Here is a 23,462-nt window from a genome sequence, read left to right on the forward strand (position 1 = left end):
CGTCCGCTTAGGCCTTTCTTAGAAAGCTCCGCTTTCTCTTGGGATGGCCGATACCACCTGCCATATAGGTGTCAGTATCGGCAATCCCCAAAGCCAAAAGTAAATTATTTAGAGAAATCTCTCGGTGCAGGCACTCCCGGAAGCGGTTTGCGGTTCCGGAGTTCTTTCATCACCTCCTGGATGGCACGGTCGAGCTGCTGGTCTTCACCGTTCCATTCCTTGACAGGATCGTTATCGATCAGGATATCGGGATCGACACCATGATTCTCGATAATCCAGTTTCCGGTCTTCGGATCGAAACTCGTGAAGAAGGGCACGCGGATGTCCGTCCCGTCCATATAAGGCAACGAGCCGCTGATACCGACGATACCGCCCCACGTACGCGTCCCGATCAGTTTGCCCAATCCCAACGCACGGAAACCCCACGGGAAGAGGTCGCCGTCGGATGCCGAGTATTTATTGATCAAGCATACTTTCGGACCGACCTGCACGGCATCGGGGACAGTCCCGATACGGGCCGAACCGCGGCGCATCGTCAGCCGGTACGGTTCGCGGGAAAGGCGTTCGAGGATCATCGGCGAAACATTACCGCCACCATTGGCACGGTCATCGATAATCAGGCCTTCCTTATCGAGCTGCGGATAGAAATAGCGGGAGAATTCGTTCAGTCCTTCCGGTCCCATATCCGGGATATAGATATAGCCGATCCTGCCGTTCGATGCTTTGTCTACTTTCTTGATATTATCCTGTACCCAGTTATAGTGATACAGAGAATATTCTTCTTCCAACGGACTGATCACGATCTTGCGTGCTCCCGCCAACTGCGGCTTGCTGTTCAGCGAAATCTCCGTCGGGACATCCGCCTTGCCGACCAGCAACGAATACATATCTTTCACACTGTTTGTCGGCACACCGTCGATTGCCACGATAAATTCGCCTGCCTTCGCGTCGATGCCCGGTTCCGTCAGCGGAGAACGTAGCGACTTGCTCCAGGAAGCGCCCGGCAGTATCTTTTCCAGACGGAAGAAACCACTCTTGTCACGAGAGATCTCGGCTCCTAACAGGCCTGTTTTAATCCGGTCGGGACGTTCTGTCTCACCCGGATTCACATACGCATGCCCACAGTTCAGTTCGCCGATCATCTCACCGATGATGTAGTTCAAATCCAGACGTGTCTTGGCATACGGGACAAGCACCTGATATTTCGCCTTGATCGCATCCCAATCCATCCCGTGCATATTCTCCAGATAGAAACCATCACGATAAGCCCGCCAAGCCTCATCGAAAATCTGCGCCCATTCCTTCGGATAATCGACCGTGATCTTCATGTTCGACAGGTTCACCGGATCGTTCAGGTCAGCTTTCCCCGAAGGGATATCCGTCACATAAAGGGCATTTCCTTTGAAGAAGAGCGCTTTCTTGCTGCCGGGTTCGACATCCATAGAAGCGCCGTCGGCCACCACGTCTTCCTTCTGTTTTTTCAGGTCGAATACTTTCGTGCCGCCACGTCCCCAGTAATAAACTTTATTTCCATCCGAGTAGAAACTGCCATAATAGGAAGGGCTCACAGGCAGTTTGACGATGCGGTCCGTAATACCGTCGAAGTCGATCTTGACAACCGAAGCGACAGCTTCTTCCTTTCCAGTCTCCTCCTTCTTTGCCGGAGCGTTTTTCTTCGCTTCATCTTTGGCCACGGCAACCTCAGAGTCCTTTTCCATAAAAGGAGAAGGAGTGTCTTTGGAAAGCAGCGCCAGGTAAACCCCGTACATATTATTATAGACATGGTTCCATTCCAGCGATCCGTAGGTCGGATTGAAATCGCGTGCGGATGCAAAGATCAGATATTTGCCATCCGTGCTGAATACCGGGGAAGAAGAATTATACCACTTATCCGTCACCGGGTATTCTTTCTTATCAGCCAGATTATAAACATAGACGATGCTATTCTCATTGTCTCCCGTACGAGTATAAGTCAGCCATTTGTTATCCGGCGAGAAAGTCACGCCCCGCGGTTCGCCCATCGGGTCCTGCAACAAGGTCGTCACCTGTTTTGTCGCGATATCCAACAGGTTCACACGGTTCTTGCGATCCGTATAGACAACCGTCCTGGAATCCGGGCTCAGTTCGAAACCGCGGATATAGGTATCGTTGTCCTTTGTCAGCTGAACAGGTCCGCCGCCGGTGGCATCCTGCATATAGAGTTCCGTCTCTCCGGTCGCATCCGAAATATAGACAATGAATCTGCCGTCGGGCGACCATTGCGCATCGCGGTCATGTGCTCCCGGCGAACGGGTGATATTTTTTGTCACCCCCTTCTCTACCGGCAGGTTGAACACTTCGCCGCGGGCAGTCACCACCAGACGTTCACCATCGGGCGACAGGCTGGCCTCGGTAATGTAGCCGGCTCCGTCCTTGATTTCGCTACGGGCATAGATATTGTCGGAAGCCAGGGTGATATCCACCTTTTCAGGCTTCTTGCTCCCGGCATCCATCTTATAGATATAACCGCCGTTCTCGAAGACGATCATATTGCCGTTTGCGCTGGGGAACTTCACGTCGTATTCGGTAAAGTCGGTGACCTTGTCCGTCTGTCCGGTCTTCGTATTATAAACGAAGATATTCATCGTCCGGTCACGGTCGGAAAGGAAAAAGATTTCGTCTCCGATCCACATCGGGATAATGTCCTGGGCAGGATTGTCCGTAATGTTTTCGACTGTCTTCTTATCAGGATTATAGATCCAGATATCATCCGCCATTCCGCCCTTGTAGTATTTCCAAGTACGGAACTCCCGCATGACACGGTTATAAGCCAGCTGTTTGCCATCGGGAGAATAGCTGCAAAAACCACCTTCGGGAAGCGGAATGACTTCGGACAAGCCTCCCTCCTTTTCCACCGTGAACAACTTCCCGCTAAAGCCGTCGCCGATACGGTTGCGGTACACGATCCGGCTACCGTCAGGCGTCCAAGTCATAACGATGTTGTTCGGTCCCATGCGATCGCCCAGGTCATCCCGGCTGTTCGTTGCCGTATAGGTCACACGCAGCGGTTCCCCGCCCGCCACCGGCATGGTGTACACTTCCGTATTACCATCGTATTGCCCGGTGAATGCAATCGTTTTACCATCCGGAGAAAAACGGGGAAACATTTCGTATCCCACATGCGAAGTCAGACGCCCGGCTTCGCCACCCGTAACCGGAACCTTGTAGAGATCGCCCGCATACGAGAAAACAATCTCATTGCCGTTCGTAGCCGGAAAACGCAACAGACGCGCTTCGTCCGCCGCCATCAACAGTGAAGGGACGCCAGCCAGAACCAATAAAGAAAAGATAAGTTTCTTCTTCATATCTATTATCGTTTAGTCTGCCGACAAAGGTAAAAAAAGTAAAGCTCAAAGTATATTCCTGCGCAGATATTCCTTTATTTTCCACCATAATAATTGCCGTTTCGCGGCTAAAAGAGACCAACCGGGCAACATCCTTCCCGTGCGCTTATAAAACTCAGGATCACAAACCAATATGCACTGCTGGTCCATGCTCGACGCGGAAAACAAACAGATACGGCCGTCCTTCAACAAAATGCCCAAAGTATCCCCCTTCCGGACAAAACCGGCGATATCCATAAAATTAATAATACCGATTGATGAAAAAGAGAACGAAGAGTCTTTAAACTCCACATGATGCAGGACGACATAGGATCGCAATTGCCAAAAAAGTTCAGTAATATTGACAGGATCAAGTTTTTTCGAAAGAGACAACAACCAATGCTCCTGAAAATTTGAGATAGATAAAGGTAATTCCATATTTGCTTAAATTCAACCTGAAAAAATCCCGTATATCCAACAATTCCCAAATTGGATGGTTATTATAAAGAAACGTGGGAATTAACAACATACACTCGATTAAGGACCTCGAAAACCTATAACTAGTTGTATGCAATAATTACCCACGTTTTTTATCTTGAACATGCAAATGCATAAGCATCCACCTTGTACGACAAGACAAAACGTGAACAAAATTCACATACTATCTACCAGTTATTCTGAAATTTCGAGGTTTCAATCGAGAGATAATATATAAACTTTCGTGTTCACCACTAAAGTTGTACCAGCGATAACGCTTTATCCGGCTTACAGTACGCGGCAAAGATAAACAGAAGATTTAAAAAACCGATATTCCTCCCAGCTTTTTTTCACGGCTCTTCAGAAAAACACAAAAAGCCGGCTACAGACGGAATATCATCTATTCCATCGTAGCCGGCCGTTTTTTAATTACTATTTGTTTTCTATATCGCTTAACCTCCGAGCACAGACTTAATAGTAACCTTCATTCTGTTCTTCGCTGAGTTCGCCGACAGGATTCAGACGGTCGATGTGTTTCTGCGGGATAGGACGAAGTTTGTGATACGGTTTGATGTAGATTGCATCCGGGTTGTATTTCTTCACCCAGTCGTACAGCAGTTCACAACGCACCAGGTCTTCCCAGCGGTTGGTTTCTCCCAGCAATTCACGCCCGCGTTCGTTCAGGATAAATTCGATAAAGTCGCCTTGCAGGTCGGCGGGAGAAACTTTCAGTGCGTCATAGGTACTCTTCGTATCGTTCACTCCACCTTCAAAAAGCCAGATCTGCTGGTCTTTCTGTTCCCCCTCGGACCAGGCGGCACGCTTGCGGACCACATTGATATATTCGGCAGCCTTGTCGAAATCCCCTTTACGGCCGGCAGCTTCCGCAGCCAACAGATACGTTTCACCCAAACGCATACGCACCCATTCGCGAGAACCCTTTTCTTCGGATACGGAAGGTCGGTTCGGATCGAGATATTTCACCAATGACGGGAAATAACGGATCGAATGCATTTCACGGGGGAAATAAGAATACGTATAGTTGGCACGGAACTTACGCATATCGTTGCTGTTCGATTCGTATCCGGTCTTTTCCATCGTATAATAAATAGCTGTATCGCCATGCTGGAATTTCAGTTGGCCGGTAACCTGCCCTTTCGAAGGATCCGGATTAAAGTAGACAGTGCCATCATAAGACAGGGATTCCCAGACGGGCAACGTATTTACATTATTGGCATAATATACCCACTTGAAACTCTTGTAAAAACGTGAGTCGTGCAGGCGGTCGTACAGATCATCCATCGTCTTCTTGGTAGCCACATGACGGCGGTACGGACGGCCGTTGGCAATGTCGCGCAACATGCCCGGCTGGTCTTCATACCAGGACAACCAATAGAGATGCTGCCTGTTGCCATCACCGTTAAACATCGGTTCGGTCGTGAACTGTACGGCAAACACGACTTCGGAATTTCCCTGGTTGCTGATATTCCACAGGGAAGAGAAGTTTTCCTGAAGAGTAAAAGCGCCACTGTTGATCACCTTCTCGGCATAGTACAGCGTACTGTCCATATCGGTTGCTTTCTGCCCACGCTGGTCACTGACGGCGCTACCGCGAGTCAGATAAACCTTGGACAACAGATGTGCAGCCGAATAGCAGGTAGCCCGGCCCTTGGTGGCAACCTTTTCAGGCAGATTCTCCACCGCATTGCGCAAATCGCTTATAATCAAATTATAGATATCGGCAACCGGAGCACGTTTGAAGTCCGTACGGATATCAAAGCTACCTTCGGTAACCAGGGGAATGCGTCCGAATTGCTGTACCAGGTCGAAATAGAGGTAAGCGCGGATAAACTGCATTTCCGCATAGCTCTGCGATTTCACATTCTCAAGCAAATCCTTTGAATCCAGGATCTTCTGCATGGCGATATTGGCATCGCTGATTCCCTTGTAGTGGTTTTCCCACATCTCATACAGAATACCGTCGTCCGGGTTCAACTGCGTTGCATATTTATTATACGATTCGCGGTTATTGCCGTCTTCCCCTTCCGTGAACAGGTCCGTACCGTGCTCGGTCAACACATCGAAACGTTCGCCACCGACTCCCCAACGGAGGAAACCGTAGGCCGCCGTAATGGCAGCATTAACCCCGGCTTCCGTTTCGTAATAATCGTATGACATCACCGGAGCGTCGTCTTCGCTCAACCAACTGCTGCAACCCGATGTGGAAAGCGTCAGGCCTGCCAGCATATAGTAATATATAGATTTCATTTTCATTCTTTATTTATAAGATTAAAATTACAAAGTCATGTTTATACCGAAAATCCAGGAGCTGACGCTCGGAGTACCGAAACCGCTACCGCCCGTTTTAGGATTACCGGCATCGTCCACTTTGGCAGCTTCCGGATCGATACCCGTGTAGTTGGTAAAAATAAACGGGTTCTGGGCGGTAAAGTAAACACGCAGTTTCTCAACCAGGAACTTCTTGGTCAGGTTCTTCGGCAACGTATATCCCATCGTCATTGTCTTCACACGCAGGAAGTCCGCCTTTTCATAATAAGTGGATGTGATGTAGATCGGACGCTCTTCGTCGATACTCGGACGCGGATAAGCGTTCGTCGGGTTGTTCGGTGTCCAGTAGTCTACTTTCACACCGCCGTTACGTCCGCAATGTTCCACCGCATAAATATCGTTATACAACATAGCGCCGAAGCTCGCATACAAAAAGACCGACAAGTCGAAACCTTTATAGTTGAAAGTATTCACCATGCTGGCAATCAGTTTCGGACGCGGGTTACCCAGAATTTGCTTATCGGCATCCGTAATCTTATAGTCGCCGTTCACATCCTGTATCTTGATATCGCCCGGAGCGAAATCCGTTCCGTTGGCGGCAAATTTCGCCATCTCGGCAAGGTCGGATTCCGTGTTCTGCCAGATACCTACTTTCCGGTAGTCATAGTGGACATTCACCGGCTGGCCGATAAACCATTTGCTACCGATATCATCGTTTTTGCCATTATACAGTTCCACGATTTCTTCCTTATTAGAAGACAGCATCAAATCGGTTGTCCACTGGACATCTTTCGTATTGATGTTCAGAGAGTTGATAGAGACCTCTATACCTTTGTTGCGTGTCTTGCCCACATTCGAAAGCACGTCCGGGAAACCGGAAACAACCGGCAACTGGCGTTTCAGCAACAGATCATGCGTGTTCTGCATATACAAGTCGATCGTACCGTTGATGCGTCCTCTCAACACACCGAAATCGATACCCAAGTTCCACTGGTCCGTCGTTTCCCACGTCAACAGGCTGTTCGCCATCGCGTTCGGGGCATACCCGATCGTTCCCGATGCACCGTTATCGAACGGATAGCGGATCAACGACAAAGTACCTTTTGTCTGGTAAGGATCAACGGCCGAGTTACCGGTCTTACCGAAACCGAGTCTCAGTTTCAGGTTATCCAACCATCCGGATGTACCCGACATGAAAGATTCTTCATTGATGCGCCATGCCAATGCGGCGGAAGGGAAAAGCACCCACTTATGTCCGTCGGCCAAACGGGAAGAACCGTCGTAACGGGCGGAAACCGTCAACAGGTAACGTCCCAAATAGTTATAATTGATACGTCCCATGAAGGAAGCCATATTCCACTTGACCATCGAGCTACCGATCGTGTTGGTCACCAATCCCGATCCCAGATCATAATACATCAGGTTATCCGCCGGCAGGTTCTCCATTGCGACATTCACGTTTTCCTTTTTATCTTCCTGGATGGACTGCAACAGAGTCACGCCCAATGTGTGTTTGTCGTTGAACGTCTTATCGTAGAAAAGCATGTTTTCCAGGGTAAACATCGTGTACTTGTCTACGGCATTTCTTGCGTATGAAGTACCCATACCGCGGTTGCTCGTTTTTGCGGATCTGAACTCGTAATCCTGTACCGTGCGGGCGTCGACACCTAAATTGGAACGGAATTTCAAGCCGTCGACCGGCAGTTTGATATCCAAAGAATAGCTACCTAAGTAACGGGTAGTCTTCAACGGACGGTCCACAGCCCCCGGAACAATATCCATCATCGTATTATATACATTATAAGAACCCGGCAACGGAATAATCTCGCCATTCTCATCCCACAACTGGGCCAACGGGCTTAAACGCCAACCACCGGCAAGCCCGGCCCCGCGTTGCTGGATGGCATGCGAATATTGTGTCTGCGCCCCGATCTTCACATATTTGTTGATCTCGTGGTTCAGGTTCAAACGGATCGAATAGCGTTCATAATCCTCATCCTTGAAGATACCGTTATTCTTATTGTAGGTAGCGGAAGCCAGGAAGTTCGTCCGTTCGCCACCGCCACGGATACTCAACTGGTGGTCGGTCACCATACCGGTGCGGGTCACATGATCCATATAGCGGGTCGTACGCACACGGGACGGATAGTAAACGCCATCGTCACCCCAGCCCATCATGACCGATTCCATGATCGACGGGTCGCGTGTGAACCCCGGACAGACCATATCCTGGTCCCTTGAAGCCACATCCGAGTTGTAGCGGATCGAATTATTGCTCGTATTGCGATAAGACTCGCGCGTATATTCGGCATATTCCGGACCGTCCCAGAAGTCAAGCTGGTTCAGGATTGTCTGCGCCCCGACATATCCGTTATAATCAATCTGCGTCTTGCCTGATTTACCTTGCTTGGTGGTGATCAGGATGACACCGTTCGCACCACGAGCACCATAGATAGCCGTTGCCGAGGCATCCTTCAACACTTCCATAGACTCGATATCCGACGGGCTGATTTCGCCGATACCGCCGGTAACGGGAACACCGTCGATCACATACAACGGATCGTTGCTGGCCGTGATCGAACGTTTACCACGGATCATCACGCTCGGAGTCGAACCCGGCGACCAGTTGGAGTTGGAAACGACAACACCCGGGATACGTCCCTGCAATGCTTCCGATGCAGTGGAAGTCGGAACAGCCGAAATCTTGGAAGCGTTTACGGAAGCGACCGATCCGGTCAAGTCTCTTTTCTTCACCGTACCATAACCGACCACGACCACTTCATCCAACCCCTGTGCATCCTCCTTCATCAGGATATCGAAGGTATTCTTGTTATCGACCTTCACTTCCATCGGCAAAAAACCGATATAGGATATTTCCAACATTTCCCCCGGAGCCGCCTCCAAAGAGAAGTTACCGTCCATGTCCGAGATGGTCCCGTTGGTCGTTCCCTTGACTACGATATTCGCTCCGGCCACCGGAAGACCTGTTTCATCGGTAATCACACCGGATATTTTCTTGGTTTTTTGTTGTTTCACGGAAGCCTGAGCTTTGACGATGACAATCGTCTTGTTGCTCACTTTGTAGGAAAGACCGTGTTTTTCCAGCACCTGGGACAGGATATCCTTTAACGGGCGATTGGAAGCGGAAACGACCACATCCGGATTCTCGCTCAGGATGATATCCCGGTAAACAACTGAAAAAGAAGTCTGTGCCTCCAGATTCTTAAAAAACTCTTTCAATGTGACATTCTGCAAATTCATTGACATTGTTTGCGAAATGTCTTGTGCGTACAGCGTTGTACACAAAAACAGGAGTGCTGCACTCCGAAATACTTTCTTCATGACTATGATAAATAGACTTAAGTTAGAATTAAACAATTGATTTTTAAAAACACTTTTCTTAGATTTCACCTGTTCATCTCATAGGCTCATTTTATTTTTAATTGGTTAGACTTATTAATCGTAACATTGTTTCCTGTGATCTCATAATTAAACCCGTACTGGAATTTGAGCGCCTCCATGACATACGGGAGTTGTTCGTCCTTGAATGAACCGGAAATCTGGTCGTTCGCAATCTCCGGGCAGAGCAGGTCGATATGTACTCCATACCATCTTTCGATCTTTTGGAACACCGAACCCAACTTCTCCGATTCGAACACCAGATGATTTTGCGTCCACGCGGTTTCTTTTACATTGTCTGTATTGTGAAAACTGATTTTCCCATTATTTTTCGAATAGATCGCTTTCTGCGACGGTTTCAGGATAAAACTTTCAGAAGGCGACTTGGAATCGTAGAGGCGCACGGAGCCTTCAATCAAGGAAGTCTCTACAAAATCATTCTCCTCATACGAATAGACATTGAAGCAAGTCCCCAACACTTCGATATTCAGATTGCCGACCTGCACGACAAACGGATGTTTCCTGTCCTTGGAAACCTGGAAGTACCCCTCGCCCTTCAAGCGGGCGACACGCTTTCCGTTGACATAGGCGTAGGACAAAGAGCTTTCCGAATTCAATTTGACAGAACTCTTATCCGGCAAGGTCAACTGTACCTTATCTCCGGCCGGAACTTCCGCCAAGAAAGAAGAGTTCGCATTTTGCAATTCATGCAGAAGAGAAAAGTTCCACGCCGTAACGGACAAGACGGCAATCACGGCCGCCGCCGCCACGATACGGGACCAGCGTATGGAGATCTTAGGAGGATGTATTTGCAAACGAAGTCTCCGATGAATTTCCCGCTTACGGCCGGCTTCCATAGGCGGATAAACCGTATTCTCATTCCAAAACGCTTCCATCCTTTCGGACAGTTCCTGGTCCGAAAGATGATTCAAGGACTCCTTGAAGGCCTCGAAGTCTTTCCGGTTGGTCTTTCCGCTTAAGAATTGAGAATATAATTTATTAAATAAATCGGTCATAATTTATCGCTTGTTTATAGTTACACGAAGGAGTACAGAAAAAGTACCAGACGTTTTCATATGTTCTAAAGCATATTTTCTGTTTCATGCCGAGGAAACTTTTGTTTCATGCCGGTGAAAATAAATTTTCCCTTGCATGAAAATTTATTTTCACCTAAATGGAATAACTGAAAAAATTCAGGGAATCACTTGAGAAGCCGGGAATGCTTTCTGACTTTCTTATATGAAAAGGGCAAAAAGATAATTATATTTCCGGAGTTCCTCACGCAGGATCTTCAAGGCGGCAGACAAATGATTCTTTACCGTTTGCTCGGAGATATCCGAAAGGGCGGCTATTTCGGCGTTGCTCATTCCCTCCTCACGGCTCATTTCAAAGATATTCCGTTGCGCGGGAGTCAGTTTTTGCTTGGCAAGCGCTAACTTGTCGACAAAGTCATCGTAATAGATTTTTTCAACTGAAGTATTGTCTAACAGGTTCTCATCTTCGCAAAAGCGGATGTAATCTTCAAAATCGGGACGGTTGATCTGTTGGCGGAAAGCATCGATCACCTGATGCTTGGCAATCGTGAACAACATGGATTTGAAGGAACCTTCGACAGAAAGGGAGGCACGCATGTTCCACAACTTGAGAAACGTCTCCTGCACGATGTCCTCGGCCTGGACGACAGACTTGGTATGCAGCAAGGCGAAACCGTACAAAGAATCCGCGTACGTATTATATAATGTATCGAACGCTTCATATGAGCCTCGTTTAAGTTTTTCTATAGTATTGCTATGTATCGCTGTTTCATGCATATTCACCCTCACTTTGAGTTCGTAAAGATAGAAATAAACTACAAAACGGCTACTATTAAGTTTATTTATCTCTTTTTTTATAATAATGCCGTATCTTTATGCCCATAAAAACGCGAAGCATGAAATCATTATTTATCCTGACTTCAGCACTACTATTTACGACAAACGTGCTGGCCGAAAACGATCCGTTATGGATGCGCTATCCGGCTATTTCTCCAAACGGTGAAACGATTGCCTTTACCTACAAAGGCGATATCTACACCGTTCCGGCAAACGGTGGCAAAGCTACCCAGTTGACAACCCATCCGGCTCATGATACGCGCCCGGTCTGGTCGCCTGACGGCAGCAAGATCGCATTCGCTTCGGACCGGAACGGAAATTTCGACATCTTCGTGATGGACAAGGAAGGAGGCAGCCCGAAACAGTTGACCACCCACTCCGCAAACGAATATCCGGAAACGTTCAGCGATGCGAAACACATCCTCTACTCGGCTGCGATCCAGCAGGATGTGAAAGACAGCCAGTTCCCCTCTGGACAATTCCCGCAGATATATGAGGCCAGCCTCGACGGGAGCCGCCCGGTTCTCTATTCGTCCCTGGCCATGGAAAGCCTGGCATTGGACAAGAAGGGCGACAAGCTCTTATACCAGGACAAGAAGGGATATGAAGATCCCTGGCGCAAACACCACCAGTCCTCCATCACGCGCGACATCTGGTTGTGCACGCTCGGTCCGGAACGCACCTTCCGGAAGATCACTTCCTTCAAGGGAGAAGACCGCAATCCGGTATGGGCGGCGGACGGCTCTTCCTTCTATTACCTGAGCGAGGAAAAGGGAAGTTTCAATATATTCAAGAACGACCTGACCGGCAAGAACAGCCGGCAGATAACCAACCACACCACGCACCCGGTCCGCTTCCTGACTTCCGACAACAGCGGCAACCTCTGTTACGGGTATGACGGCGGGATCTATACGGTCAAAGAGGGCGCACAGCCGAAGAGAGTGGATGTCCGGATCATTTCGGACAAGGTAGAGAACGACCTGATCCATCAGCTCAAGACAAGCGGGGCCACCGATATCGCAGTTTCCCCGAACGGAAAGGAAGTCGCCTTTATCGTGCGCGGCGATGTATATGTGACTTCGGTGGATTACGAAACGACCAGACAGATCACCAACACGCCGCAGCAGGAACGCGACCTCGATTTCAGCCCTGACGGACGCTCGTTGGTTTACTCGGCCGAACGGGGCGGAACCTGGGGAATTTACCAGAGCAGCCTGGCGCGCAAGGACGACAAATACTTCACCTACGCGCAGGAATTGAAGGAAGAGCCGTTAGTGGTAACCTCGCAGACCTCTTTCCAGCCGATGTACTCGCCGGACGGAAAAGAAGTCGCTTTCCTGGAAAACCGGACAACGTTGCGCGTGATCAATCTCAAGAGCAAACAGGTACGCACCGTTCTGGATGGTAAGTATAATTACTCCTATTCGGATGGTGACCAGTATTATCAATGGTCGCCCGACAGCAAATGGTTCCTTGCCAAATATATCGCGATCGGCGGATGGAACAATACGGACATCGTATTGGTGAAAGCGGACGGTAGCGGCGAAATGACCAACCTGACCGAAAGCGGCTATTCCGACAACAACGCCAAATGGGTCCTGGACGGAAAGGCGATGATCTGGTCGTCCGACCGTGCCGGTTACCGCAGTCACGGCAGCTGGGGAGCGGAAGATGATATTTACATCATGTTCTTCGATGGCGAAGCATACGACAAATTCCGTCTTTCCAAAGAGGAACAGGCTTTGCTGGACGATGAAAAAGAGGACGAAAGCAAGGATAAGGACGAAAAAGACAAGGACAACAAGAAAAACAAGGATAAAGACGGCGACAAGAAAAAGGACGAAAAGGCAGACAAGCCGGTCGAACCGCTTAAATTCGACCTGGCAAACCGTAAAGACCGTATCATGCGCCTGACCGTCAACTCGTCATTCTTAGGCGACGCCGTCCTGACGCCGAAGGGCGACAAACTGTACTATTGCGCCGCATTCGAAGACGGGTATGACCTGTGGGAACACAACTTCAAGGAGAACACCACCAAACTGCTGATCAAAGGTGTCGGCGGCGGAACAATGTTCCCCGACAAGAAAGGCGAAAACATCTTCCTCGTTTCGAGAGGCCAGTTAAAGAAGATCGAGATCAAGGACAGCAAAACGAAACCGATCGGATTCAAAGCCGAATTTTCATATCGTCCGGCGAAAGAACGCGAATATATCTTCCATCACACCTGGCGCCAGGTATTGGACAAGTTCTACGACCCGAAAATACACGGCATCGATTGGGCCGGATATGAAAAGGCATACGAAAAGTTCCTTCCGCATATCAACAACAACTACGATTTCGCAGAAATGCTCTCTGAGATGCTGGGCGAACTGAACGGTTCACATACCGGCGCACGCTACCGCTCGGCTTCTTCCGCTCCTTCAACCGCCAGCCTGGGCGCTTTCTATGACAACAGTTACGCAGGCGACGGCTTGAAGATCGAAGAGATCATTGCCAAAGGCCCGCTGACAAAAGCCGACACCAAGATCCAACCGGGCTGCATCATCGAAAAGATAGACGGCACGAGCATCAAAAGTGGCGAAGATTATTATCCGCTATTGAGCGGCAAGGCCGGCAAGAAGGTCCTGCTGTCTGTCTACAACCCGACCACCAAAGAACGCTTCGAAGAACAAGTCAAGCCGATCACCTACGGCACACAATCCGATCTGCTTTACAAGCGGTGGGTGGAACAGAAGCGCCGGATGGTCGACAAGCTGTCGAACGGAAAGATCGGATATGTGCATGTCAAAGGCATGAACAGCGAAAGTTTCCGCGATACCTATTCCGAACTGTTAGGCCGTTGCCGCGAGAAGGAAGCGGTGATCGTCGATACGCGCCATAACGGTGGCGGCTGGCTGCATGAAGACCTGGCAATCCTGTTGAGCGGCGAACTGTATGCCAAATTCACTCCACGCGGACAATTCATCGGTAATGATCCGTTCAACAGATGGCTCAAACCGTCTTGTGTGCTGATGTGCGAAGACAATTACTCGAACGCCCACGGTTTCCCCTGGACATATAAGACATTGAAAATCGGCAAACTGATCGGTGCTCCCGTACCGGGAACAATGACCGCCGTATGGTGGGAATCCCAGATCGACCCGTCGATCGTCTTCGGTATCCCGCAAGTCGGCATGAAGGACATGCAGGGCCGTTATCTCGAAAACCAGCAACTCGAACCCGACATCGAAGTCTACAACTCCCCCGAATCACAACTGAAAGGCGAAGACCACCAGCTGGAAGAGGCGGTAAAGGAGATGTTGAAAGAGGTAAGCAAGAAATAAAAGAAAGAAGTGTGTTAAGACACCCCATCCCCGCACTTGAAGGCCATAGCATCAAATGCGGGAATGGAGTAGTTTTAACACACTCTTTCTATTCTGTTAAACTTTAGCCGGACAGATTGTTATATACCAAGAAACACGTATCTTTGTAATATTCAGAATCCAAAAATCATTTCATTATGAGCAAGATCTATCCCATTGGCATTCAGAACTTCGAAAAAATCCGTAAGGATGGATATTTCTATATTGATAAAACAGCTTTAATTTATCAATTAGTTAAAGCCGGCAGTTATTTTTTCTTGAGCCGTCCTCGCCGCTTTGGGAAAAGTCTGCTCATTTCTACTCTCGAAGCCTATTTCGAAGGGAAACGTGAACTCTTCAACGGACTTGCCATAGAAAAATTGGAAAAAGACTGGGTGAAACGCCCGGTCCTGCATTTAGATCTCAACACAGAGAAATATGAGACCGCGGAAAGCATAGAGAATATACTAAACAACACACTTTGCCAATGGGAGAAAATCTATGGGACAGAACCCTCGGAAATATCTCTTCCGCTTCGTTTCAAAGGAATCATCCGGCGAGCAGTAGAAAAGACCGGACATCGTGTTGCCATCCTTGTAGACGAATATGATAAACCAATGCTGCAAGCCATTGGCAATGAAGATTTGCAACAACGTTTTCGCGAAACCCTGCAAGCCTTTTATAGCGTAATCAAAACAATGGATGGTTATATCAAATTTGCTTTCCTGACAGGTGTAACCAAGTTTGGCAAAATAAGCGTATTCAGTGCCTTGAACAACCTGATGGACTTATCGATGTGGAATGATTATGTTACTCTATGCGGCATTACCGAACAAGAGCTGTATGACAATTTCGATGATGGCATAAAAGAATTGGCCCAAGCCCAACATCTGACTTTCGGAGAGACATGTGCCAAACTGAAAGAGTCTTATGACGGTTATCATTTTGCAGAGGACAGCATCGGTATATTTAATCCATTCAGCTTACTGAACACGTTTACTAAACGAAAATTCGGAAACTATTGGTTTGAAACCGGTACGCCGACCTATTTAGTAGAATTGCTTAAGATGCATAATTATGATCTGCACCTTATGGCGCATGTCGAAACAGACGAAGATACGTTGAACAGCATCGATTCTTCTTCTACTGACCCTATCCCTGTCATTTATCAAAGCGGATATCTAACGATTAAAGGTTATGATCGCCATTTCGAAATCTATCGTTTAGGTTTCCCGAATCGGGAAGTGGAAGAGGGCTTTATGAAGTTTCTTCTCCCGTTTTATGCAAATACGACCAAAGTTGATTCATCTTTCCAGATCAAAAAATTCGTCCAAGAGATACTAAATGGTGATTATGATTCTTTCTTCCGCCGCCTACAAAGTTTCTTTGCCGACACTCCCTACGAACTTGTCCGTGACCTGGAACTGCATTACCAGAATGTGCTTTTCATTGTCTTCAAGCTGATCGGTTTCTATGTAAAAGCAGAATACCGAACCTCCAATGGCCGCATCGATCTGGTTCTACAAACGGATCATTTCATCTATATCATGGAATTTAAACTTGATGGCACAGCCGAAGATGCCCTCTGCCAAATCAATGAAAAAAAATACGCCCTGCCTTTTGCTTCCGATCCCCGCAAGCTGTTCAAGATTGGCGTGAACTTCAGCAAGGAGACACGGAATATTGAGAGGTGGGTAGTAGAAAAAACAGATCTATAACGAGCAGAAGAACGACACAAAGAACGGAACCGTAAAATCTACAATAATCCCATGAAAAATTGAAATGAAAACAAGGTCTTTTCCTGAATAGCGGGTGATGATCGGCAAGGTCGTATCCATAGTCGTGGCGCCGCCGGCACAGATAGGAGACAATCTGCCGAAATATTTGACAAAAAGAGGCGCGCCGAGAAGAGCCATAATCTCGCGCATGATATTTGCCATCAAAGCGATCGTCCCTAATTCGGTGGCGAGCTGGACACCCAAAGATGGCTCCTTCAACTGGGTAATCAGGATAGACGAAAGAGAATAATAGGCAAAACCGCTTCCTACTGCCAGGCAGTCAAAAACGCTCCACTTAGTAAGCAACAGGCTGACTAAAGCCGAAAAGACCAACGTCCCGGCAATCGTGGCAAAAGGGACCAAAAGCAGTTTCGGACGGATACTGCCGAGAATCTCCTTCAGTTTCTTATCACTGCCGATACTGAGTCCGACCTGAAACATCAGCATGTATAAGACATATACCGTAATGTCGTTTTCAGTAATGGCATCCGGCAACCAGCCGCTCCATCCCAACAGGCAACCGAGGGCAAAGAATCCTACAACGATCAGGCTTCCTTTCATCTGCGGCTCCTTTCTTTAAAAAACAGGTGATAGACTCCCCAGCCAGCCAGCACGCTCCCCGCCGTGCTGGCCAAAGCAAGCAGAAAAGCCTGGCCGCCTAACGTGGCAAGGTTATCGACTATTTCCTTATTTGCACCGACGGATATTCCCAAGAGGAAAAGAAGCAAAAGGATCGTGTAAGAAATAGGTCTGCCGATCTTTTGCAAAAGTTCGATTTTGCGCAAAAGATAGCCTGCGGCAATACCCGCGAACATAATACCGATGACAGTGAACATAGATGAAAACGGATTATCGAGCTTGGACGGATTTGACTGTTTTAGTGAATACAACAGGGATCGCCATGCCTTCCGCATTTGCATTTCCGGTCAGCTTACTCTTATCTTCCTGTTTAAAAGTCAGAGAGACATAGGTTCCGTCCACATAAAAATTACATTTATAGGAATTATTTTCCTTTTTGATTTCCTTTACAGTCATTTCAGTGCCGCTGATCGTGAAAACGGCGGACAGGTTCTCACCGGTTTTCTTGATCTGGCAAGTTCCTTTCTGATAGCCGTAAGGAGCATCTGGAGCCGAGAAGTTCCACATTCCGACAACCATGCCGGGAGTAAGATCCTGCGCATTAAGCGACAAACACATCATCATACAAAGAAATGCCACAAATACTTTTCCCATATTCGTCTTCATAATAAAATAGAATTAAATTAGACTTAGCGCTTCAAAGATAAGAAAATGTTTCGGTTTATCAGCAAGGCAGCCATGCCCAGAAAGTCGACCCTTTGCCCGCAACAGAGGAAAAGCCGATTTTTCCTCCGGCTGCTTCGATAATCGCTTTGGAAATGGCCAGCCCCAAACCGGTTCCCTGTACAAAATCATTGAATTTCTGGAAACGGGTAAAAACTTTGCTATGCAATTCTTCCGGAATGCCGATACCGGAATCTTCGACATACACCCGGACGCCGTCTTCTTCCATGACATATCCCATTTTTATAGATCCGGATTTCGTGAACTTCATCGCATTCGTCAAAAAGTTCATCCAAACTTGCCTCAAACGGTTCTTGTCTAACAGGACCCAGCATTCCTGCATAGAATTATCCAAAATGAATTCTATTTCCGGATTCGTATTCTTGGATTTGGCAATTGTGTACAACTCATCGGTTAGTTTAGCCAAGTCAAACTCTTCTTTTTTTCGTTCGACAACCCCCGATTCTATCTTTGAAAGATCCAGGATGTCATTGACCAATCGCAATAAAAGTTCGTTATTCGACTGTATGATATCCACATATTTCTCTTTTTCTTCTTTATCGTCACATTCCAGCAAGAGTTGTGAGAAACCGACAATGGCATTCAACGGAGTTCGAATTTCGTGACTCATGTTGGCCAGAAATGCCGATTTGAGTTTATCGGAAAGCTCCGCCTTTTCTTTCAGCTCCTTCAATTCCTGAATCATCTTTTCCCGCTTCGTATTGTTGATCGTTAACCCCGTATACCGGATGCAACGGCCATTTTTATCATTCTCGACGGGTACGCCTGTGACCAGCAAAACCTGCCAATCCTTATCCCATTTCGTCTTGGAATGATACTTAAAGCTGAAATCATGATTGATTCCCTGAGACATGTGGTCAAAACATTTATGCAGGTTTTCATGATCATCCGGATGGGCCGCTTTCAGGTACTCGTCGAAAGTAAAAACCTTTTGTGATTGATAATCGTTTACCGGATCGTTAAAGGCCCTGAACTGATTGGTCTTGACATCGAAATCCCAATAGGACATGCCGACTGTCTTAAAAGACAGTTCTATCTTGTTGCTCCTGTCTCTCAGCTCTCTGTTCAATTTTTGCAATTGGGGTATATTTTGCCTGAATCCCGTAAAACGGACCACATCGCCTTTTTCGTCCCATTCGAAGGGGACACTCGTGAAGTCGCAATATTGCCAGGTATCGTCATATTTGGTTCGAAGCCGGCAAGTGAAATTGTTCGTACTGTCTTTGCCTTCAAGCATGGATTGTATGGCATCTGAAAAAATGGGAAGGTCATCAGGATGTATATATTTTACATATTCGTCGATCGTTATCAAACGACCGCTTTCATAATCATTGACAGGATCGTTATAAGATTCGAATCTTCGGGTATGCACATCAAAATCCCAATGGACTATATTACTCACTTTCATAGTCAACTCTCTTTTTGCCAAGAGATCCTGAGCTTTTTTTTCCAATCGGATCTTATCTGTTACTTCCAGTTCCGTCCCTATAATCTCCAGACGGCGTAAATGTTCGGAAGAAAGCCTCATTCTACTTTCATAATAACGATACTGTTCCCGAATGTTGTCATATAAACGCAACGTGACTTGCCCGTATTGTATCTTCCTGTCGATCAATTGAGCAAAAAGTTGACGCACGACTTCCCGATCTTGCGGATGCAAAAGCCCGATTACATCCTCCATTGTCATGTCGTCGCACGCCACAGGAGTTCCGTACAAAGAACTGAACTTATCTTTCTCGATATCATACACCCATGAAGACATATGGGTAGCGTCCATTGCCAGTTCGAGGTTCTTTTTAGTTTCTTCTGTCCTGAACTCGGCCTCTTTTATTTTTGTCACATCGTTCGTAAGTAGTGTGTACCCGATGATCGTTCCTTTTTTATTCCGGATAGCAAAGATTTTCACTTCATAAATCATCGTATCCTTATTCATGCTCTTATAATAAGAGTTACGGTTTATCTTGTCGAAATCATATTCGAACTCCAACGTTATATTTTCTCCGTTTTTGATTTTCCTCAGAAGATCTTCATTTACGTAGGGACTCTTGAAAAGGTTCACGGTGTTCAAGACTGCCTTCCGGTCTTCGATCCCATACATTTTTAAAGCATAGTCATTGATGCTCCGCAAAACACCGTCCGAATCGTAAACCTCTATACCGATGGGAAGGTCAGAGGAAATCCCTTCTGAGAACAAAAAACGTTCATGAATCAGTTCAGACATTTCTTTATCAAAAGTAGCCGCCTCATTCATATCCGAATTAATACTGTCTTGCTCCATTGTTCCCCTATTTTTTATCAGATTAAACATTTAATGCGAATAGATGACGATTCCTGCCATCTTGTTGCAAATGTAGAAACAATAAAGATTAAACTGAAGATAATTCAGAAAAATAATGAAAAAAGCCCGATATCGGAAATGCCTAATCAGGCGTAAAAAATAAAGTACCTAAAAAGAGCACCAGGATCGCAAAGCAGACAAGGGTAATCACACTTAATATCGAGAAAAGCAAACGCCGCCGTTTTTTCCGGCGGATGCAGGCGATGCGTTCAATGATCTTATGATCGAATTCGCAGCCTAACGGAGGAAGCTCTTCGGCCTCCGGAACCTGAAACCAAACCTGATAGGGACGAAATTCAGGGGGAATGGCATCACCGGAAAAGAAGTGACGCAGTTCGCGTTCTTCCTCTACGGTAGTGATGCATCTCCAATATTTGTCGAGCAATGCATGTATCCGGGTATAATCCATATCTCCTTTTCTCTAATATTACCTGACGGCAAACCGTTCCCGGTCGTCCGGACAAGGGCAGGCATTCCGCAAGGCGAGGTTACGCGTCACCATCAGGCAGTAGGCCGGAAGGTCTTCGATGACCATCCACGTTTTCCGCTGATTCCACACCTTTAACAGGGTTTCCTGCACGACCTGTTCCGACAAGATACGGTCTCCCGTGATCCGGAAAGCGGCTCGGTACAGGTTGTCCTTTAAAGGTAAAATACGTTTTATGAATTCGTCTGTTCTCATCTCTGTTATAATAGACGAGCAAGGACAGGGGAAGGTTGCAAATTTCACGGACTTTTTTTTCGAAGAAAAGCAGGATATACGCGTATATTGTTCTTTTTCACTATATTTGTAAAGTCAAAAATAATAATTTATTCGTTTAGGAGATAAAACACAGATAATATAACATGAAGAAAACAATCCTATTCCTTCAGGCTGCGGCACTTGGACTTTTGACAGCCTGCAGCCAACCGTCCGGCGAGGAACGACTACGCGATGAGATCCAGTATGTGAACCCATTTATCGGAACGGGGTTTCACGGGCATACTTTTCCCGGTGCTACCCGTCCGTTTGCACTTGTACAGGTCAGCCCCGATACGCATATCATGGGCTGGGATGCCAGCAGCGGATATCATTATGACGATAACCAGATATACGCTTTCAGCCATACGCATCTATCGGGTACGGGTATCGGCGACTTGGGAGATGTGGCGATCCTACCTTTCTCCGGTGGCGACTCGATCAAGCCGGTAGCAACCTTCAAAAAGGAGACGGAGAAAACGACACCGGGCTATTATGCGGTGCGTCTCGACAATTTCGGAATCGATGTGGAACTGACCAGTACGGACCGTGTCGGATTCCATAAATACACATACGATAATCCGAAGGACCGCCGCGTCCTTCTCGATCTCGGCCATGTGCTGCAACCGAACTGGGGACATAAGTTAATAGGGAACGAATATCTTTTTGTAAACGATTCGACTGTGGAAGGGACCGTCAAGACACAAGGATGGGCGCATTTCCATTCCGTCTCTTACCGGATCACGTTCTCGGAACCGATCGAAACGCTATACCAGTATATCGACGGGAATTTACGGAAGGATTCTTTATTCTTACGTCTCAACACTCCGGGCGACCTGAAATTCCATTACAAATTTGCGGAGAGCGACAAACCGCTGTATGTAAAAGTGGCGATCTCTCCTGTCGATACGGACGGTGCGGAAAAGAATATGCTGGCCGAACTGCCGGGATGGGATTTCGAGGCTACACGAGCCGAATCCGCACATATTTGGAACAAGGTTTTAAACGATATCCAGATTGAAAGTTCCGATCCGAAAGTGATGGTGAACTTCTACACGGCTCTCTATCATACTATGATCGCGCCTTATGCCTATCAGGATGTGGACGGGCGCTATTTAGGGATGGACAAGAAGGTGCATCGGGCGGAACCGGAGTATGTAAACTATTCTGTCTTCTCGCTCTGGGACACTTTCCGCGCCTTGCATCCGCTGATGACGATCATCCAACCGGAACGGGCTGCCGACTGGGGAAAAGTACTCGTACAAGGATATAAAGAGGGGGGAATCCTTCCGAAATGGCCGTTAGCTTCCAGCTATACAGGTTGCATGGTAGGGTATCCGGCTGTCTCCGTGCTGGCGGACTTAGCGACTAAAGACCTGGCAGAAGGTGACCTAAGTGTTTGGGCTGAAGCAGGGGCCCGTTCTTCGGTCTATCGAGACGATCTGGCAGAGAAGTTCAAAGGGACGCGTGAACTGGATTTGATTACCCGCCACCCCTATTATAAGGAAAAGTATGGCTTTGTTCCGGCCGACTCGGTTCCCGAATCTGTTTCCTGGGGACTGGAGATGGCCTACTATGACTGGTGCATCTCCCAGATCGCTGCTAAAGCAGGTAATACGAAACTGGCCGAAGAATACGCAGCAAAGGCTGAATATTATAAGCGCTATTTAGACCCGGAGACCAAGATGATGCGCGGAGTGATGGGTGACGGTTCTTTCCGTACACCGTTCAACCCTCGTTATTCTTCCCACATGAAGAGCGATTATACCGAAGGAAATACCTTTCAGTGGAGTTTCTTTGCACCGCATGATATGGACAACTTCATCGAGACAATCGGCGGTAAGAAGGAACTGGAAACGCGTTTGGACACATTGTTCACCACCTCTTCCCAGGTTGACGGCGAAGAAGCCTCCGGTGATATTACCGGCCTGATCGGCCAATATGCTCACGGTAACGAACCAAGCCATCACATGGCTTATCTCTATAACTGGACGGATGCTCCTTGGAAAGGGCAAGAACGCCTGGACCAGATTATGCAAAATTTCTACACCAACGAGCCGGACGGCATCATCGGGAATGAAGACTGCGGACAGATGTCCGCATGGTATGTGATGAGTGCGTTAGGCATTTATCAGGTTGCTCCAGGCATTCCGGTCTATACATTGGGCCGTCCGATGATCGACAAAGCGCTTATTCATGTAAAAGGCGGTATATTCGAAATCCTGGTAAAGAACAACAGTGCAGCCAACAAATACGTCAAAGAAGTTAAACTGAACGGCAAAATCTTAGACACCCCGTTCATCAGCCACAACGACATCATAAAAGGCGGCAAGCTGGAATTTATCATGGCCGATCAACCGGTAAAGTAAATTCATATAAAGAAACATAAAAACAAAGGGCGGATCAGTACACTGGTTCGCCCTTTATCTTATATTTGTCCCTAAACGATTAAATTAAAAAGCTATGTTACTTACAACAACTAACACGATTGAAGGAAAAGAAATTACCCAGTACTTCGGAATCGTATCCGGTGAAACGATCATCG

General features: G+C 47.4%; 16 protein-coding genes. 4 read left to right on the top strand and 12 right to left on the bottom strand.

Going from position 1 to position 23,462, the window contains the following annotated elements:
* Window positions 1-104 precede the first annotated feature (104 nt).
* The 6 genes from RDN79_RS16975 to RDN79_RS17000 all read right to left on the bottom strand — a co-directional run bounded on the left by RDN79_RS16975 (window position 105) and on the right by RDN79_RS17000 (window position 11,338).
* On the bottom strand, window positions 105-3,344 hold the full coding sequence (locus RDN79_RS16975) for a S41 family peptidase (protein WP_298549132.1): 3,240 nt from the start codon (window positions 3,342-3,344) through the stop codon (window positions 105-107).
* A gap of 45 nt (window positions 3,345-3,389) precedes the next feature.
* Entirely contained in the window at window positions 3,390-3,800 is a 411-nt protein-coding gene (locus tag RDN79_RS16980) for a hypothetical protein (protein WP_298549130.1), read from the bottom strand.
* Window positions 3,801-4,310: 510 nt separating this feature from the next.
* The gene (locus RDN79_RS16985) at window positions 4,311-6,113 is read right to left on the bottom strand and encodes a RagB/SusD family nutrient uptake outer membrane protein (protein ID WP_298549127.1); all 1,803 of its coding nucleotides are present in this window, start codon (window positions 6,111-6,113) and stop codon (window positions 4,311-4,313) included.
* Between the two features lie 21 nt (window positions 6,114-6,134).
* Complete coding sequence (locus tag RDN79_RS16990; protein ID WP_298549125.1) at window positions 6,135-9,470, bottom strand: TonB-dependent receptor; 3,336 nt, start codon at window positions 9,468-9,470, stop codon at window positions 6,135-6,137.
* Window positions 9,471-9,556: 86 nt separating this feature from the next.
* Window positions 9,557-10,543: a FecR family protein gene (locus RDN79_RS16995; RefSeq protein ID WP_298549123.1), complete on the bottom strand. Its 987-nt coding sequence runs from the start codon at window positions 10,541-10,543 to the stop codon at window positions 9,557-9,559.
* 219 nt (window positions 10,544-10,762) lie between these two features.
* Entirely contained in the window at window positions 10,763-11,338 is a 576-nt protein-coding gene (locus tag RDN79_RS17000) for an RNA polymerase sigma factor (protein WP_298549120.1), read from the bottom strand.
* Window positions 11,339-11,457: 119 nt separating this feature from the next.
* Here RDN79_RS17000 and RDN79_RS17005 point away from each other — a divergent pair, with 119 nt between their 5' ends.
* Window positions 11,458-14,721, top strand: a complete 3,264-nt coding sequence (locus tag RDN79_RS17005; RefSeq protein WP_298549118.1) for a S41 family peptidase — start codon at window positions 11,458-11,460, stop codon at window positions 14,719-14,721.
* A 176-nt stretch (window positions 14,722-14,897) separates the two neighbouring features.
* Window positions 14,898-16,457 carry an ATP-binding protein gene (locus tag RDN79_RS17010; protein WP_298549115.1) on the top strand — a complete coding sequence of 520 codons (1,560 nt, stop codon included), beginning with the start codon at window positions 14,898-14,900 and terminating at the stop codon, window positions 16,455-16,457.
* Here RDN79_RS17010 and RDN79_RS17015 read toward each other — a convergent pair.
* From RDN79_RS17015 to RDN79_RS17040, 6 genes are all read right to left on the bottom strand, one after another.
* Window positions 16,452-17,078 carry a lysine exporter LysO family protein gene (locus RDN79_RS17015; RefSeq protein WP_298549112.1) on the bottom strand — a complete coding sequence of 209 codons (627 nt, stop codon included), beginning with the start codon at window positions 17,076-17,078 and terminating at the stop codon, window positions 16,452-16,454. The genes RDN79_RS17010 and RDN79_RS17015 overlap by 6 nt on opposite strands.
* Window positions 17,075-17,353: a LysO family transporter gene (locus RDN79_RS17020; protein ID WP_298549110.1), complete on the bottom strand. Its 279-nt coding sequence runs from the start codon at window positions 17,351-17,353 to the stop codon at window positions 17,075-17,077. The genes RDN79_RS17015 and RDN79_RS17020 overlap by 4 nt, the downstream gene beginning before the upstream one ends.
* Before the next feature lie 13 nt (window positions 17,354-17,366).
* Complete coding sequence (locus RDN79_RS17025) at window positions 17,367-17,762, bottom strand: hypothetical protein (RefSeq protein WP_298549108.1); 396 nt, start codon at window positions 17,760-17,762, stop codon at window positions 17,367-17,369.
* 58 nt (window positions 17,763-17,820) lie between these two features.
* A complete protein-coding gene (locus RDN79_RS17030; RefSeq protein WP_298549106.1) occupies window positions 17,821-20,118 on the bottom strand; it encodes an ATP-binding protein in 2,298 nt (765 codons plus the stop codon).
* A gap of 142 nt (window positions 20,119-20,260) precedes the next feature.
* Window positions 20,261-20,587 (bottom strand): hypothetical protein, encoded by a 327-nt coding sequence (locus RDN79_RS17035; protein WP_298549104.1) that lies wholly within the window; start codon window positions 20,585-20,587, stop codon window positions 20,261-20,263.
* A gap of 18 nt (window positions 20,588-20,605) precedes the next feature.
* A complete protein-coding gene (locus RDN79_RS17040; RefSeq protein ID WP_298549102.1) occupies window positions 20,606-20,860 on the bottom strand; it encodes an RNA polymerase sigma factor in 255 nt (84 codons plus the stop codon).
* 164 nt (window positions 20,861-21,024) lie between these two features.
* On the opposite strand from RDN79_RS17040, the gene RDN79_RS17045 reads away from it, so the two are divergent.
* Window positions 21,025-23,286 carry a GH92 family glycosyl hydrolase gene (locus RDN79_RS17045; protein WP_298549100.1) on the top strand — a complete coding sequence of 754 codons (2,262 nt, stop codon included), beginning with the start codon at window positions 21,025-21,027 and terminating at the stop codon, window positions 23,284-23,286.
* Window positions 23,287-23,380: 94 nt separating this feature from the next.
* A partial coding sequence (locus tag RDN79_RS17050) for a heavy metal-binding domain-containing protein (RefSeq protein WP_308573300.1) occupies window positions 23,381-23,462 on the top strand: 82 nt, incomplete at its 3' end.

The sequence above is a fragment of the uncultured Parabacteroides sp. genome, from assembly GCF_902493135.1.
Taxonomy (GTDB): domain Bacteria; phylum Bacteroidota; class Bacteroidia; order Bacteroidales; family Tannerellaceae; genus Parabacteroides.

Coding starts and splice junctions, on each gene's coding strand:
- RDN79_RS16975 (WP_298549132.1), bottom strand. CDS start 3,344: ATGAAGAAGAAACTTATCTTTTCTTTATTGGTTCTGGCTGGCGTCCCT.
- RDN79_RS16980 (WP_298549130.1), bottom strand. CDS start 3,800: ATGGAATTACCTTTATCTATCTCAAATTTTCAGGAGCATTGGTTGTTG.
- RDN79_RS16985 (WP_298549127.1), bottom strand. CDS start 6,113: ATGAAAATGAAATCTATATATTACTATATGCTGGCAGGCCTGACGCTT.
- RDN79_RS16990 (WP_298549125.1), bottom strand. CDS start 9,470: ATGAAGAAAGTATTTCGGAGTGCAGCACTCCTGTTTTTGTGTACAACG.
- RDN79_RS16995 (WP_298549123.1), bottom strand. CDS start 10,543: ATGACCGATTTATTTAATAAATTATATTCTCAATTCTTAAGCGGAAAG.
- RDN79_RS17000 (WP_298549120.1), bottom strand. CDS start 11,338: ATGCATGAAACAGCGATACATAGCAATACTATAGAAAAACTTAAACGA.
- RDN79_RS17005 (WP_298549118.1), top strand. CDS start 11,458: ATGAAATCATTATTTATCCTGACTTCAGCACTACTATTTACGACAAAC.
- RDN79_RS17010 (WP_298549115.1), top strand. CDS start 14,898: ATGAGCAAGATCTATCCCATTGGCATTCAGAACTTCGAAAAAATCCGT.
- RDN79_RS17015 (WP_298549112.1), bottom strand. CDS start 17,078: ATGAAAGGAAGCCTGATCGTTGTAGGATTCTTTGCCCTCGGTTGCCTG.
- RDN79_RS17020 (WP_298549110.1), bottom strand. CDS start 17,353: ATGTTCACTGTCATCGGTATTATGTTCGCGGGTATTGCCGCAGGCTAT.
- RDN79_RS17025 (WP_298549108.1), bottom strand. CDS start 17,762: ATGAAGACGAATATGGGAAAAGTATTTGTGGCATTTCTTTGTATGATG.
- RDN79_RS17030 (WP_298549106.1), bottom strand. CDS start 20,118: ATGGAGCAAGACAGTATTAATTCGGATATGAATGAGGCGGCTACTTTT.
- RDN79_RS17035 (WP_298549104.1), bottom strand. CDS start 20,587: ATGGATTATACCCGGATACATGCATTGCTCGACAAATATTGGAGATGC.
- RDN79_RS17040 (WP_298549102.1), bottom strand. CDS start 20,860: ATGAGAACAGACGAATTCATAAAACGTATTTTACCTTTAAAGGACAAC.
- RDN79_RS17045 (WP_298549100.1), top strand. CDS start 21,025: ATGAAGAAAACAATCCTATTCCTTCAGGCTGCGGCACTTGGACTTTTG.